Genomic DNA, 14249 nt, shown 5'->3' on the forward strand with positions numbered 1-14249 from the left:
CCCTACAAAATTTTATTTATTTTTGAATTTTAACTCCATGCGCGATTGGCTTTCTAGTCAAGTCAATGTTACAGAAAGTATAATTGCACCTCCTGTTTGCGCTCATCACCTCTACGAAACCGTTAAGGAATATAACGCTAGTCAATTGACATACAAGCCTTCATCTATAATCACTTTTCATTTTAATCATATCAAAAATTGCCAATTTAACATAGCTAAAAAACATTGTATAAATTGATTGGAACGGGTCATACTAATTTTTGAAGAGGGCAAGAAAAAAGCCTTGATGTTAATCATCTACCTGGAATGAGGTGTTTGTTAAAGACAATAACCTTGTTTTAGACGACAGCTTTTTAAAACTGTTATAAGGGGATGGTTACTTTGGGAAATGTGAGAGAATTGTGAGTTCGAACAAATTGCCACTAACAAAATAACCATTATTTTGTAAATGAGGTGTTTGTTAAAGACTATCTAGTCGATTTATAAGTTGTATGAACTTATAAAACATGACAAGGGGATGGTCCGCTTGAACCACGTAATTGACTCACTCCATTAGATAAAGACTTTCATTCCTAAAAAAATGAGGTGTTTATCAAAGATACCGTTAACCTTTTAACATGATGCCTTCTTCAAGAACAGGGTGTATCCTTTGCGATTGCACCCTGTTTCTTTGTTTGTATGAAAATTTTAACATCTTATAAAGTTGTGCTAAAATACATATAAATGTAATTGAAAGGAATGGACGAAAAATGAGTGATTGTATTTTTTGTAAGATCATTAATGGAGAAATTCCAAGTGCAAAAGTGTTTGAAAATGAACATGTGTATGCATTTTTAGATATCAGCCAGGTCTCAAAAGGACATACGCTAGTTATCCCAAAAGTACATAAAGAAAACGTTTTTGAATTAACACCTGAAATTGCTCAACATATCTTTGAAGTTGTTCCATCTATTGCAAAAGCAATTAAAAAAGAATTCAATCCAGTAGGTATGAATCTTTTACAAAACAATGGTGAACAAGCTGGACAATCTGTATTCCATTTCCACCTACACCTCATTCCTCGTTACGGTAAAGGTGATGGGTTTGGTATTGTTTGGAAATCACATGAAAGCCAATACTCAGGCGAAGATCTACAAAATATCGCTTCAACTATTTCTAACGCAATTGAGCAAAATTAAAATTTTTTAAAGGCTTGACTATATGTCTTGCCTTTTTTCATTTTTTTTCGAAAGATTTCACTTTTTTTTTTGTGAAAACATGATAAGATAACTTTATTCAACTAAAGTAATATAAAAAAGTCTCAAGGCACCTTATTCGGTTAAAAGCGTAAGACAAGCACTTACAGAAGGTATTATTTACCTACAGAAGCGATTGTCTTAGACTAATAAGCTGATGGTGCCTTACGTAAGACACCAAAAATTAGGAGGAGTCAACAATGCAACGAGCATACAATTTTAACGCAGGTCCTTCTGCTTTGCCACAAGAAGTTTTAGACCGTGCACAAGCTGAATTACTCAACTTTAAAGGAACTGGAATGTCTGTTATGGAATTAAGCCATCGCAGTAAAGAATATGATCAAGTTCACCAGCAAGCGATTTCGGATTTACGTTCCCTTATGCGTATACCAGATGACTATCATGTTTTATTCTTACAAGGTGGCGCTAGTCTTCAGTTCTCAATGATCCCAATGAATTTCTTAACAGCAGATAAAACAGCTGATTACATATTAACAGGTTCTTGGTCTCAAAAAGCACTTGATGAAGCAAAAAAGTTTGGGAACACAAATGTAATTGCATCAAGTAAAGATGAAAAATATAACTTTATCCCTGAAATAGACGTAAACAACCTTTCTGATAACTCTGCATATGTACACATTACATCTAATAATACAATCTATGGTACACAATGGGAAAAATACCCAACCTATAAAAATGTACCTTTAATTGCAGATATGTCTAGTGATATCTTAAGTAGAGAAATCAATGTTGAACAATTTGATATGATCTATGCAGGAGCCCAAAAAAATCTTGGACCATCTGGGGTGACAGTTGTAATTATTAAGGACTCCCTGTTAAAACAAGGAAATCAGAATCTTCCAACCATGTTGGATTACAATACACATGTAAATTCAAATTCTCTTTATAACACACCGCCTACTTTTTCAATATACATGCTTTCACTTGTACTTGAATGGGTAAAGGAACAAGGTGGGGTTCCTGCAATTGAAGCAAAGAATCATGAAAAAGCAGCACTTTTATACAATACGATTGATGATTCAGATGGTTTCTATAAAGCACATGCAAAAAAAGGTAGTCGTTCCATTATGAACGTGTCCTTCACACTTCCAAGTGATGAACTAACGAAGAAGTTCTTAGCACAGGCAAAAGACAAAGGATTTGTTGGTTTGAACGGACATCGCTCCATTGGTGGATGCCGTGCATCCATCTACAACGCAGTTCCATTAGAGTCTGTTAGAGCTCTTGCGGCATTTATGGATGAATTCAAATCAAATAACTAAATGAAATAGGTATATGTAAACAAAAAAACTGGTTTAATAAGACGTTGCCACAACGATGGTAACGTCTTTTCTCATACAGTTTAGAGACCTCTCATAAAATTTTAAGTACCCTATAGAGTTATTATAAAACTTAACATATCTGTTTTTTCGCTATTCCTACTATTCACTAAAATCAGATGGAATTTTCTGAATAAGTCACTTCAAAACAGGATAATAGTCTGATATACTTAGAGTTAAGATTTTCGCAATAGGCAATGAGTGCACTATTGGAGGATCTAATAAATAGCTTAGAAAAGCTGAGGAGAGATGAGAAATGAATACAAAGGTATTGGTACTATTATCATTATTAATTGGAATGGGTGCTGTTTTACATGCTGTAATGCCACCTATTTATCTGGGAATGAAGCCTGACTTATTGTTGGTCATGATGTTTTTAGGCATTATCCTATTTCCAGAAAAGAAATATGTATTGCTTGTTGCACTTGTCGCTGGTGTCATTTCAGCCTTGACAACTGGTTTCCCAGGTGGTCAAATTGCGAGTCCATTTGACAAGTTCGTTTCAGCATTCGTATTCTATGGTGTTCTTGTTGCTGCAAGAAAGTATACTCAATCAATCATAATGATATGTGCAGTTACTGCTGTAGGAATTCTAGTTTCTGGAATTGTTTTCTTAAGTGTTGCACTTTTAGTCGCTGGACTTCCTGGAACTTTCATCGGATTGTTCTTAACTGTAGTCCTACCGACAACTGTAATGGGAATTATTGCAATGGCGATTATATATCCAATTGCACAGCAAATCATGAAGCGTACAAATTTTACAGTAAGTGCATGATAAACTTAATGTTTTTGAGGGTGACCTACTTATCGTGGGGCACCCTTTTTCTGTTGGATAACTCTAGAAATAGGTATTAATGATAGAATCTGAATATCATTGATAGAATGATCATAATGTTAATAGAACCAAATTATGATTCAAATACCCACTATAGTGCAAAATGGCATATCAAAATTCTATGAAAATAAGTGATATCTATATACTTTTCATCATATAGTAGAAGTAAAAAGTAGGACAAGGAGTGGAATGTAATGTTATCAGTACCTTGGTTTGTATATGTAGCGTTATTTGGAGTACTTTTTAGCGCATATATGGTGATTCGGACTACTAGAGAGGAACGAAAGATCGAGGACTCCTATATTGAACAAGAAGGGAATGTCTATATTGAACGAATGAATGATGAAAGAGAAAGACGACGTTCTCAACAAGTAAACAAACCAGAGCCTATGTAATTCATGACAGCCTTGTTCAACAAAATTAGTATAAAAAAGGACCGTACATTATATTACGGTCCTTTGCTATATTTATTATTCAGCAGCTGGAGCTTTAAATAAGTCTTTAAAATCTTTGTCTTTGACTTTGACATCTGCATTCTCGATTGCTTTATCTAATGCACTTTGAAGCGTAGCACCACTCTGATCAGCTTGTAGCAATGCTCTACGGATTTCATCTTTCTTCTCTTGTTCCATATCTTCAAAGCCTTCAGTAGTTCCTGTTACTTTAATGATGTGATAACCAAATTGTGATTCTACGATATCACTTACTTCGCCTTCTTTAAGTGAGAAAGCTGTTTCTTCGAATTCAGGAACCATGCGTCCTTTTCCGAACCAACCTAAGTCTCCACCATTTTGAGCAGTACTGTCATCTGAGAATTCTTTTGCTACATCCTCAAATTTTTCCCCACTGTCAAGCTTAGCCTTTACTTCATCAATTTTCTTCTTCGCTTCAGCTTTTTGTTCTTCAGTTACTTCCTCATTTGGATTATCAGAAAACTTAGCTAAGATATGACTAGCTTTAACCACTTCGCCTTCCTTAACTTCCACTTCCTCTAATGCAGCTTTTTCTTTAAGCATATCAGACTTTAGAAGTTCACGAACGAAATCCTCACCATTTTGCTCAACGATCATATCGAATTGTGCACCTAAAGCCGCTTGCATTTCATCGTATTTTGCATCTAGTTCTTTATCGCTTATTTCGTATTTATCAGATAAAACTTTTGTATATACTAAATCCTTTAGGATAACAGCGCCTGCTTGATCCTTCATTGCATTGTATAATTCTTCTTTTGTGACATTACCCGCTTTCGTTTCCACGAGTACAGCTGAATCATCAGCATTATTACAAGCACTTAACCCAAAAATACCTACAGCGGCTGTCAGGGCAATAATTGATTTCTTCATTACACACACTCCTACTATGTACAATTTTTATCTACTGTTTGTCCGATGCTACAAAATTTACTATAACATACTTTTAAAACAGAAAGAAAACATTTTCGTAAGATTCTTCAAAAATATGGGACATTCGCACAGTCATCTAGAATTACCTTGAATAAGATATAGTGAACTAAATTATAAGGCAAAAGCTTTGGTTAGTTCAACTATAAGGTAATCACGAAAAGAAAATTCCAAAAGGCAAGACAAATGCCTACTCGTTCACAAATGTTTTTGCATAATATACCGTACAAACGTATTGGAGGTGTAATCATGGGTCAAGGATATGGTGGTGGATTTGCACTAATCGTTGTGTTATTCATCCTACTAATCATCGTAGGTGCTGCTTGGTTCTAAAAAAAGCTTAAGCCTTTGTTGCTGTTCGTCCACTAAAACAGCCACGTCCCTCGGCTAACGTGGACGTCAGCACTTCCTTTGCAAAGTCCGACAAGCATAAGAAAAACTGGTGAAAAGGAATGATTTTTTCCTTAAGCTGGATTGACTTATGGTCTCTAGGGCTTGACTCTTAAGCTAATCAGTCCAAGTTAATTGTTGCGCTAGCATACTTCGCAAACAAAAAAGGATGACCAATTGGTCATCCTTTTTCCATTTACGTAAACAGGACCTCTACATACGAGGAAATAAGTAAAATGGTAATTAAAATATTAATTGTACGATATACTTTTGGCTGGCGGTCATCAGGAATTTCTTTTTGCTCACATAGCCGGTAAGTCATTTGATTAATATAAAACAATATAAAAGCAGCAAATGGAATATAAAATAAGATCACTCCTAATCCCCCCATCTAAAAATACAATATGTTTTTGGAGCATTTATCTAATCGAGTTCGAAAAATTTAATTCACTAATTTGCTCCGTCATCTTAATTATGAATCAAGATATCATAGCCATCCTCAATTTCTTCAATCGTGCAAGATCTTGGTGCTTTGATAAACTGTCCTAAGCAAATTATATCTGGCACACATAATCCAAAATTAACTGCTGCAATAATGGAAAAATAATGAATAAATGCAGGAAATAAAACACATGCTCCTATCATTAGAGTACTTAACAATAAAAATGGTGTACATTTTACTAAAATAATAAATGGTTTAGATAACGGATTTTTAGAACGAGTTATAATCGTTGGGATTATTCCGTTCATCCATTTAAATGTGACGGTTATCTTCTTTCTGGTTATCCAAAATGGTAAGACATGCAAGGTCTCATGTAATGGATACACTAAAAGTAAGGCTATTAAGAAATAAATAGTTCCATCTTCTTTCGGTTCAATAGAAGAATACATTAAATTCATTGGTAAATAAAAAAGAATAAATGCAATTAACATCGACATTATGGATATCATAATAATTCGAAGGAATCCATAATCCTTTGTAAGATTAATGGTTTTCCAACAAGTCATACAAAATCACCATCCACAATCATTGGAAGTAAATAAATGGAAATAATATCCAGATTTAAAACTCGAATTTTTTACTCTAAACTTACTAAACTACTTTACTTTGTTTCAAACAAAAATGCAATAGGTAACCAAAAGAACGATAAAATACATGTTTTTTCGACTTTTTTCGTGTTTTTTGGACATAATAATTTTGAAAAGTATTCTACAAACAGATGACTGATACGATGAGTTGGAGTGTATGATATGGAGTCCATAGAAGAACGTTTAGAGCGACTTGAATATTATCAATCATTAATTATACCGTTAATTGAAGATAAATTATCACCATTTCATAAAATAATCATAGAAGCAAACTTATCAAAAAGAGACGTTGAGGACTTGTTAGACATTTGTGAAAAATTGAGCACAGAATACAAAAAACAAAAAGCGGAGGGATTTATTGATTTCACACCGCTTTTAACGCAATTTGTCGGGATGCTTCATCATAATTTAGATCCAGAAACAACAATCAATGTTTTAGCACAAGAAAGAAGGTATACCCCTTTAATGCACGAGTTTAAAGGGATAATCGATAGTATTGACTAAATCCATGTATTACATTTCTATTTTTTCCTCGACTCGTTTGTATAACTTGCCATCAACCTCAATAAAATCATCTTCAAGATTTCGGAATGACTTCTCGAAAATTTCCATGTAATCATCGCCGTATATATTTCGGACGATGCTCATTACTTCAACAATTTCTGGAAACTTCCCATAAAGCTTTGTAAGTGGAAGCGCCCCTTCCAGCACAGCATTTTTGCTAGGATTATAACCTTCTAGAATTTTCAAAAAAATCTCTTCGCCTTTTGGAGTTAATTCAATATAAGTATTACGCTTATCATTCTCTTTTTTCGAAAACTGGAGAAGTCCACGTTCCTCTAACTTTTTAGAAAAGTTAAATGCAGTCGAAACATGCATAACTCCAAATTTAGCAATTTCCGAAATTGAAGCACCTTTTAGATGATACGCAATCCAAATAATATGATGCTCGTTAATATTTAAATCATAAGGCTTAATCCATTGTTGCCAGTCCTTTTCAATAGACTTCCATAATGCCTTACTAAGTTGTGCCATTCTTTGACTAAAAAGGAGCGCTTCTTTGATGGAGCCTATCTTTTCTTCATGTTTCATAGATTCACCCACTTTTCTAAATTCACTTATTACTATTATGCCAATAAAATAAAAATTAATAAAGATGTAAATTTACAAAATTTTTAAATTAACTGAAGAAATTTTGATACTACTTGTTTGTAACCGCTTTTTCCAATTTTTCCAAAGCACTTTCAATTTCTAAAAGCTCTTTATTAATATTTCTTTGATTATCTTCTATTTCTTGTTTCCAATGATTTATGGATTTCTGAATCTCTTTTGAAACTTCTTTCAAGGTACTGGCCGCCTGCTTACTTGTATGAGTTACTTGTTCTGTTAAAGTTTTACCCTCATTAACAACTTGAGATATGGAATTAGAAAGCTGTTTTTGATTATTTTTTAATGTTTTTCTAAATTCTTTACCTGAGGTAGGCGTACTTAAAAGGACAGACATTCCCCCAATGATACTTCCCAGTAATACACCATAAATTAAAGATTTAGTTGACGACATCTTATTCACTCCAAGTTTAAAGTGTTATTTACAGAATTCTACAAAAACTAAATAAATCCTTTTTTATTTCACTTTTTACTATGGTATAGCTCCTTAATTAATTCATTTTGTTGGATATACCAACGATCAACACTGCTATTTCTGACTAACACGAAAATAATTTGCTTCCGTTCTTTCCCTAGACCCTCACGATAAATTTCTACCTCAACTGGGATTTCCACCGTTAAGAGCACCTCTAAATCACTTAACGGTAAATAAGACATATTTGTGATGGAAAAAATATCGATTTTACGTAAGAGTTTAAATAACTTTTTATTATCCAGATTGGGCAAAATGGTTTGACGGATAATTTTCCGATCTGCTTGATTAATACCTGTCGCAAATATTTCTACAAGATGGTATGGATCAGCACTACTTATGTATTCGTCGAGTTTACCTCCTGCTTTCAATAACATCAGATGATGAGCAATGTCTGGCTCCCTTGAAGAGTGAGTGGTGCTCCCCAAGAAATGTACACAAAAATGACCTGGAAAACCGTTTTTTAGCGCACCCGCACCATGCGGCATTCCGTGCATCGAAGCCGCGAGCATTTGATCACCATACTTCACAATAACGGCTCTACGTTTCCAACTCCAGTGACCACCGTAGATTTTCTTCATGATTTTTGTATCATCAAAGGTGAGCGGTTGGACATCAGCATGTCTGCTCCCTGCCCTTCTTTGAACTCGAAATTGAAGACCAGTTTCAACGTCTATAATTGTAAAAAAGGATTTCCTAGGAAGTATCTCATTTACTAGATCCCATGGAACCATTTCAACTTTAAAACTGATTGGGCTGTCTTTTTCTTCATATTCAGTTGTTGCCTCCACATTGCTATAAAAAATAGAGAACAAAAATAGTAAGAAAAGAAATACTTTTGCCATCTTTTACGGACCTCTTGTTTTTTTACATAGCTTTCCATAAAAAGCAAAATTCTATTTATAAAAAACTCGACTATTATAGTCGAGTTTCATTGTTATTTATGAAATGTAGGTTTATAAAAACTTCTATTATCTAATGCAAAGATCCGTTCTGAGAATTCTCCTGGTTTTACCCGTTCTAACGCACGGTCCAACATATTCATTTTTGCATCAAGATTATCAATATAATGGAGAATTTCCGCTTCCTTAATTAATGGTGGTTTGGGACTTCCCCATTCAGCCTTTCCGTGATGACTTAGAATGATATGTTGTAAGATGGTAACTTCTTCACCCTCAATTCCCAACTCTTTTGCCGCTTGACCGATTTCATTTACCATAATTGATATATGTCCTAATAAATTTCCTTCGATCGTATAAGTGGTTGAAATTGGGCCAGATAACTCCGTAACCTTTCCTAAATCATGAAGGATGATCCCAGCATATAATAAGTCCGTATCCAATGTTGGATAAAGGCGAGCAATAGACTTTGCTAAATCGAGCATCGAAACTACATGATAAGCTAATCCAGACACAAATTCATGGTGGTTTTTGGTTGCAGCTGGATATTCATAAAATGCATGTTGGTGTTTCTTCAACAGATGCCTCGTAATTCTTTGGATGTTTGAGTTTTTCATCTCGAAAATATATTGTGTAATTTTCGCAGCCATTTCATCTTGTGGTACGGGGGCAACCTCTAGAAAATCAGAAATTGTTACGCCATCTAAATCTGTTATGGGTCGGATATTTCTAATTTTAAGCTGATTTCGTCCCCGATAGCTGTTAATTTCCCCAGCAAGTCTAACGATTTGTTGTGCAGCATAGTTTACCTCATCTTCGGGTGACGCATCCCAGAGCTTGGCTTCCATTTCACCACTTTTATCCTGTAAAATTAAAGTTAAAAATGGCTTTCCATTACTTGCAATCCCTTTGGTTGATGATTTTATTAATAGGTACACATCAACTTGTTGTCCTACTTCATAATGCACAATGCCCTTCACCATATGTTCTCCCCCTAGAAAAGTAAATTCTTGTTCTTCTATCTATAGATCCTTTGAAAATCTCAATTTCTATCGAAATTATAGCATACTTTTACTATTTTCTTGGATATACCCTGATTCTAAATAGATAGGATTGTTCTCGCCAAATCCTTCCATAACATGTTGATGGCAGGTAAATAAGAGGACTTGATGTTCTTTTGCTAGTTCTTTAATTAATGACATCGCACTAGCTAATCGATGTGAATCAAAATTTACAAAACTATCATCGATAATAAATGGAAAAGAGTGATTAGGATGCATCGTGTAAGCGAGTGAAAATCTTATGGCAATATACAATTGCTCTGATGTTGCCTGACTAAGCTCATTTGGTTTATAGCGCATTCCGTTTGCATCCTCTACGATAAAACCATCTGCATCATTGTCAATATAGATTCTTTTATACCTTTGATTAGTCAGTATTGAGAAATATTGCTCAGCCTTTTCAACTACTTTTGGAAGCCTCAGTTTACGATACTGATCGATTGTTTTGGATAAAATATCTTTTGCAACTGCAAGCGTTGCCCAACGTTTGGCGTAATTCTTTACCACTGATTTATTTGCCTCATATGAATGAAGAAAATCTGCATAAGTTCCACCTTCTTCAAGCTCAAGGAGACTGTGGTTTACCGCTGAAAGCTGACTTTGTATTTCTTTTTCGCTTTCGTGGTATTGACCTAATTCAGCAGACAATTCTACAATCAGATTTTTATAGTTCGTTTCATAGTTACATTTTGAAACTAATTCCCCGAATCGATCTAGTTGTGCTTTAAGAATATTTATCCGTTCATTCAGTTCTTTCGCTCTCTCATTTGCTTGTCCTTTTGCGCGATACTCCTCTTCGCTCGAAACTTGAGCAATATCCCAGAGAACTTTAATTTCATTTTGCAAATGATTGATTTCAAAAGTTAGTTTTGAGTTCTGTTCTTTAGCATTTTTTACTTTCTCTTCGAACTGGGTATGTTGTTCTACTTTCTTTTTTTCTTCTTCTAACCTGATGGCCAATCGGTCGATCCTAATGGTGCCTAGTTCCAATATATTCAATTGTTTTCCTACTCTATTTACTTTAACTTGAAAGTCAGAAATTTCATTTTGAAGATTACCTTTTGCTTCGATAAGTTTTTGTTTCGTCAGCACCTTATCTCTGATTGCTTCAAGAATTTGAAAGGCATCCATTAATAGTTCATTTGAGATATTCAAGGGAAGTCCGTATGTTTCCTTTATGTTTGTTGCTTTTTCCTCGATTGTAAATCCAGTTGTCTCCCATTCTTCAAAACCCTCAAGTACCTTTTCATAGGCACGTTCATATTGTTGAAGAGTGGCTTGTTCAATTTCAAGTTGCTGCCTTATATGTTGATCTCGAAGTAGTAAAGATGAAATATCTTCGTTATCTGTTTGATTACTTTGCAAAAGCTGCTCCTGTATTGTCTGAAGCTTTTTCAACAAAGCTTCTCTGTCTTCATGCAGTTCATGAATAATTGTGGACGCCATCTGCGAGATCACTGTTCTTCCGATTGGAAGCATGAACAGTGCTAAAATTGTTAAGATACCACCAGTCATCCATTCTTGGGAAACATAAAAATAAATTGAAATAATAGCTAAGGTTAGTGCAATCCCATAAAATAATCGAGTAAACTTTGACCTAATTTCTTTCTCTCTAACAGTTTCTCGCACTATTTTTTGATCAATTCGTTTGATCTCTTCTTCAAGCTTACTCTTTTCTTCTTCCAAACTCTCTCTCGTAGTATACTGATGTTTCTTATTTTCATAGTATTTTCGTTCATCGTCAGGCAAGACTTGTCTTTTTAGATCACACAATTTTATTTCGCTATTTTCTAATTGCTCCTTTGCTTTTGTAAAGCTATCATCTAGGTAATGCTTCTGTTGTTTATGTCGTACGGTTTCAGCTACAATCTCAGAAAAAGTCTCCTTCGCAGAAATGCTTAGATCTAATGTAAAGATATCTGTTTCTGGTAATGAAAAATGGACTCGATTCTTCAACTGATTTAATTCTTCTTCTAATTGTTCAAGATCTCTTGTTACTTGATGCAATCTGTTCTTTTTTTCAGTATAAAGGTTCCTATTTTCAACCAAATCCAAAATGTGTTTTTCATTTTCAAGATATTGTGGAGACAGTTCAATCGCATCTTTTTCCTTTTCCCATTCTTGAGCTTGAGCTTGTATGGCTGCTGCTTGTGCCTCATAAGGTTTCAACTGTGCCTGTAGCTGTTCGAATCGTTTCAACCCATCTTCTGGATAAGGTTCATATCGTGGTAAAGATTTCAATTGGCTAACTAAGATTTGATACTCTTCCAGGATAGGTTGAATGGTTTGAAGCTTTTCAGACTCATATATTTTTTCCCTTATGAGACGTTTCTTAGAGTCAAGGTTTTCTAATTCCTTTTCAAGTTGCTGTTTTTCCTCTAACAATTCCTCATATATATTATTTTTCTCCTGCCACTTTGACACTTTTATGTGTTCTTCCTTAAGTCGAATTAATTCCATATTAAGGGGAGGGTTCTTTCCTTTAGGCTTATATAATCCATCCATTTCCTTCGTTAGTTTATCTTGTAATCCAAGCAAGGCATCTGTTCCAACTGTTCCTGCTGAAAACAAAAACCTCCCAACATCTTCGCTCGTCAAATGATGTATGCCCTGTAAGCCGTGGATATTAAAAGAATACACATTTTGATAAAGGTTCTTATCCATTCCTTGAAAGAGCTCATAAATAAAATCTTCACCTTTTACCGTTCCATCAGGAAAATAAACTTTCACATCTCCAGCAGCTTTACCTGGCAGTCTTTCAATCATAAGCGTTCCATATTCCTTCGTTTGAAGGATCAGTTTTCCACCATATTTGGATCCTGTTTTCGGGATATAACGCTGTTCATTTTGTTGTTTTGTAGGAAATCCAAATAATATACTATGTATGAATGACATAAGTGTTGATTTTCCAGCCTCATTTTTCCCAAAAAACACTTGAAGATTAGGATGTAGGTTACCAAATTCAATATTTTCTAATTTTCCGTATCCATAGACCTGAATTCCTATAATTTGCATATCTTCACCTCGATTTCGCATGATAAAGTTCCCGAAGTATTAAGCTTTCTGCATTACGAAGTATGTCCTCGAGTTCTTCGCCCGTAAAGTGTTCGATAAGCTTGCGGTAACTTTGATGGTTCCGTAAAGGCAATAGTGCCTGATGGAACTCCTGATAGGTCTCTATGTTTTCTAGTAAATCACCGATAAAATGAGAATCCTGTTTTATCCTTTCCTTATCGGTTTCGTGTTGCTTAGGTTGTGTAATACCTACTACATACACAAAATTTCTTCCTGTTGTTTGGTCAGTTAGAAGGGATATGAGATCTTCTTTTATTGCATGTTCCTGAAGTTGTTTTTGTAGTGGGCCTGTTCCCGTATACTCAATTGTTACAAATAAGCCTTGATTTTCTCTACGAAGGGAATCGAGTTGAGAAAGGGATTTGTCAACTAACTGGTCAAAACTAGCGAGTCCTGAAATATCGATGGTCGTATTTTCCCATAAAAGATCTGCAGTCGGTAAAAATGTATAGTCTGCTCTCGATTTTGTAAGTTTTACAAGATAGCCACCTTTTTCTCCTGTTTCTTTTTTATGTCGGCCTTGAATATTTCCAGGATAAATAATGGGTGGGTGTTCTGATAGAATCTCGCTTTTATGTATATGCCCAAGAGCCCAATAATCAAAACCCTTTTGCTGGAGTTCGGTTAATAAGAACGGGGCATAACGGCTATGTGCACTTTCTCCTTCTTTACTACCGTGTAATATCCCTATATGAAAAGGGGCGCCTTCTTTTTTTTCGTAGGATGCAGTTTTATTTTCAAGTACAGCTCTTTTCGTGTAACTAAAACCGTAGATATTGGCAAGTGTTTTTCCATTCTTACTAAATGGAATTACCTCTACATTTTCTGTTTGAAATACATGCACATTGCTTGGCCATTCAAAGTGTGGCCAATTGCCACCAAGGTGATCGTGGTTTCCATGGATTACAAACGCTTCAATATCATGCTCTTGCAGTCGCTCCATTTCCCTTCGAAACCTTGATTGTGCACGAAGACTTCGATCTTCTCCATCAAACAAATCACCCGCAATGACGACAAAATCAACTTTTTTCTCAATTGCAATATTGATAAGTCTAGTAAAGGAGGAAAATGTACTTTCCTGTACACGCTTAAATAACTCTGATGGTAAGTTTGCCAACCCTGAAAATGGACTGTCCAAATGTAAATCCGCGATATGTAAAAAAGTAACTGAATCCATATTAAAAGCTCCTTAGACTGATTTACGTATATTTTACCACTTCTAAAATACGAATGCACGTTCTTGTTTTAATAATCAAGTGACGGACGTTTATTCTCACCTCATGCCT

15 protein-coding genes are annotated in these 14249 nt (G+C 34.9%); 6 read left to right on the forward strand and 9 right to left on the reverse strand.

Annotated elements, in window-relative coordinates:
- Window positions 1-749 precede the first annotated feature (749 nt).
- The 4 genes from ACWPVE_RS03230 to ACWPVE_RS03245 all read left to right on the forward strand — a co-directional run bounded on the left by ACWPVE_RS03230 (window position 750) and on the right by ACWPVE_RS03245 (window position 3805).
- On the forward strand, window positions 750-1178 hold the full coding sequence (locus tag ACWPVE_RS03230; protein ID WP_453990620.1) for an HIT family protein: 429 nt from the start codon (window positions 750-752) through the stop codon (window positions 1176-1178).
- A gap of 257 nt (window positions 1179-1435) precedes the next feature.
- Window positions 1436-2518 (forward strand): 3-phosphoserine/phosphohydroxythreonine transaminase, encoded by a 1083-nt coding sequence (gene serC / locus ACWPVE_RS03235; protein WP_453990621.1) that lies wholly within the window; start codon window positions 1436-1438, stop codon window positions 2516-2518.
- Window positions 2519-2831: 313 nt separating this feature from the next.
- Window positions 2832-3350, forward strand: a complete 519-nt coding sequence (locus ACWPVE_RS03240; protein WP_453990622.1) for a tryptophan transporter — start codon at window positions 2832-2834, stop codon at window positions 3348-3350.
- A 254-nt stretch (window positions 3351-3604) separates the two neighbouring features.
- Window positions 3605-3805 (forward strand): sporulation YhaL family protein, encoded by a 201-nt coding sequence (locus ACWPVE_RS03245; RefSeq protein WP_453990623.1) that lies wholly within the window; start codon window positions 3605-3607, stop codon window positions 3803-3805.
- A 75-nt stretch (window positions 3806-3880) separates the two neighbouring features.
- Here the strand turns inward: ACWPVE_RS03245 and ACWPVE_RS03250 are convergent, their stop codons facing one another.
- Window positions 3881-4753: a peptidylprolyl isomerase gene (locus ACWPVE_RS03250; RefSeq protein ID WP_453990624.1), complete on the reverse strand. Its 873-nt coding sequence runs from the start codon at window positions 4751-4753 to the stop codon at window positions 3881-3883.
- 243 nt (window positions 4754-4996) lie between these two features.
- Between ACWPVE_RS03250 and ACWPVE_RS03255 the strand changes: the two genes are divergently transcribed.
- The gene (locus ACWPVE_RS03255) at window positions 4997-5143 is read left to right on the forward strand and encodes a YjcZ family sporulation protein (protein ID WP_453990625.1); all 147 of its coding nucleotides are present in this window, start codon (window positions 4997-4999) and stop codon (window positions 5141-5143) included.
- 253 nt (window positions 5144-5396) lie between these two features.
- On the opposite strand, the gene ACWPVE_RS03260 is transcribed toward ACWPVE_RS03255, so the two are convergent.
- Both ACWPVE_RS03260 and ACWPVE_RS03265 read right to left on the reverse strand, forming a co-directional pair.
- Entirely contained in the window at window positions 5397-5591 is a 195-nt protein-coding gene (locus ACWPVE_RS03260; RefSeq protein WP_396232308.1) for a hypothetical protein, read from the reverse strand.
- Window positions 5592-5668: 77 nt separating this feature from the next.
- Window positions 5669-6208, reverse strand: coding sequence for a DUF3267 domain-containing protein (locus tag ACWPVE_RS03265; protein WP_453990626.1), 540 nt, complete (start codon window positions 6206-6208; stop codon window positions 5669-5671).
- A gap of 243 nt (window positions 6209-6451) precedes the next feature.
- Between ACWPVE_RS03265 and ACWPVE_RS03270 the strand changes: the two genes are divergently transcribed.
- Window positions 6452-6793: a DUF1878 family protein gene (locus ACWPVE_RS03270; RefSeq protein WP_453990627.1), complete on the forward strand. Its 342-nt coding sequence runs from the start codon at window positions 6452-6454 to the stop codon at window positions 6791-6793.
- A 9-nt stretch (window positions 6794-6802) separates the two neighbouring features.
- On the opposite strand, the gene ACWPVE_RS03275 is transcribed toward ACWPVE_RS03270, so the two are convergent.
- The 6 genes from ACWPVE_RS03275 to ACWPVE_RS03300 form a co-directional block, all read right to left on the reverse strand.
- The gene (locus ACWPVE_RS03275) at window positions 6803-7381 is read right to left on the reverse strand and encodes an HTH-type transcriptional regulator Hpr (protein WP_453990628.1); all 579 of its coding nucleotides are present in this window, start codon (window positions 7379-7381) and stop codon (window positions 6803-6805) included.
- A gap of 109 nt (window positions 7382-7490) precedes the next feature.
- A complete protein-coding gene (locus ACWPVE_RS03280; protein ID WP_453990629.1) occupies window positions 7491-7850 on the reverse strand; it encodes a YtxH domain-containing protein in 360 nt (119 codons plus the stop codon).
- A 68-nt stretch (window positions 7851-7918) separates the two neighbouring features.
- The gene (locus tag ACWPVE_RS03285) at window positions 7919-8773 is read right to left on the reverse strand and encodes a hypothetical protein (protein ID WP_453990630.1); all 855 of its coding nucleotides are present in this window, start codon (window positions 8771-8773) and stop codon (window positions 7919-7921) included.
- A gap of 92 nt (window positions 8774-8865) precedes the next feature.
- Window positions 8866-9810 carry a 3'-5' exoribonuclease YhaM gene (gene yhaM / locus ACWPVE_RS03290; RefSeq protein ID WP_453990631.1) on the reverse strand — a complete coding sequence of 315 codons (945 nt, stop codon included), beginning with the start codon at window positions 9808-9810 and terminating at the stop codon, window positions 8866-8868.
- Between the two features lie 75 nt (window positions 9811-9885).
- Window positions 9886-12924 (reverse strand): AAA family ATPase, encoded by a 3039-nt coding sequence (locus ACWPVE_RS03295; protein WP_453990632.1) that lies wholly within the window; start codon window positions 12922-12924, stop codon window positions 9886-9888.
- The gene (locus tag ACWPVE_RS03300; protein ID WP_453990633.1) at window positions 12908-14140 is read right to left on the reverse strand and encodes a metallophosphoesterase family protein; all 1233 of its coding nucleotides are present in this window, start codon (window positions 14138-14140) and stop codon (window positions 12908-12910) included. Before ACWPVE_RS03300 ends, ACWPVE_RS03295 begins: the two co-directional genes overlap by 17 nt.
- Window positions 14141-14249: the final 109 nt, after the last annotated feature.

The sequence above is a fragment of the Bacillus nitroreducens genome, assembly GCF_964021195.1.

Excerpts from the sequence above, each read along its gene's own strand:
- ACWPVE_RS03265 (WP_453990626.1), bottom strand. The coding sequence starts at position 6,208 with ATGACTTGTTGGAAAACCATTAATCTTACAAAGGATTATGGATTCCTT.
- ACWPVE_RS03250 (WP_453990624.1), bottom strand. The coding sequence starts at position 4,753 with ATGAAGAAATCAATTATTGCCCTGACAGCCGCTGTAGGTATTTTTGGG.
- ACWPVE_RS03280 (WP_453990629.1), bottom strand. The coding sequence starts at position 7,850 with ATGTCGTCAACTAAATCTTTAATTTATGGTGTATTACTGGGAAGTATC.
- ACWPVE_RS03240 (WP_453990622.1), top strand. The coding sequence starts at position 2,832 with ATGAATACAAAGGTATTGGTACTATTATCATTATTAATTGGAATGGGT.
- ACWPVE_RS03295 (WP_453990632.1), bottom strand. The coding sequence starts at position 12,924 with ATGCGAAATCGAGGTGAAGATATGCAAATTATAGGAATTCAGGTCTAT.
- ACWPVE_RS03275 (WP_453990628.1), bottom strand. The coding sequence starts at position 7,381 with ATGAAACATGAAGAAAAGATAGGCTCCATCAAAGAAGCGCTCCTTTTT.
- ACWPVE_RS03255 (WP_453990625.1), top strand. The coding sequence starts at position 4,997 with ATGCCTACTCGTTCACAAATGTTTTTGCATAATATACCGTACAAACGT.
- ACWPVE_RS03285 (WP_453990630.1), bottom strand. The coding sequence starts at position 8,773 with ATGGCAAAAGTATTTCTTTTCTTACTATTTTTGTTCTCTATTTTTTAT.
- serC (WP_453990621.1), top strand. The coding sequence starts at position 1,436 with ATGCAACGAGCATACAATTTTAACGCAGGTCCTTCTGCTTTGCCACAA.
- ACWPVE_RS03300 (WP_453990633.1), bottom strand. The coding sequence starts at position 14,140 with ATGGATTCAGTTACTTTTTTACATATCGCGGATTTACATTTGGACAGT.
- yhaM (WP_453990631.1), bottom strand. The coding sequence starts at position 9,810 with ATGGTGAAGGGCATTGTGCATTATGAAGTAGGACAACAAGTTGATGTG.
- ACWPVE_RS03230 (WP_453990620.1), top strand. The coding sequence starts at position 750 with ATGAGTGATTGTATTTTTTGTAAGATCATTAATGGAGAAATTCCAAGT.
- ACWPVE_RS03260 (WP_396232308.1), bottom strand. The coding sequence starts at position 5,591 with ATGGGGGGATTAGGAGTGATCTTATTTTATATTCCATTTGCTGCTTTT.
- ACWPVE_RS03270 (WP_453990627.1), top strand. The coding sequence starts at position 6,452 with ATGGAGTCCATAGAAGAACGTTTAGAGCGACTTGAATATTATCAATCA.
- ACWPVE_RS03245 (WP_453990623.1), top strand. The coding sequence starts at position 3,605 with ATGTTATCAGTACCTTGGTTTGTATATGTAGCGTTATTTGGAGTACTT.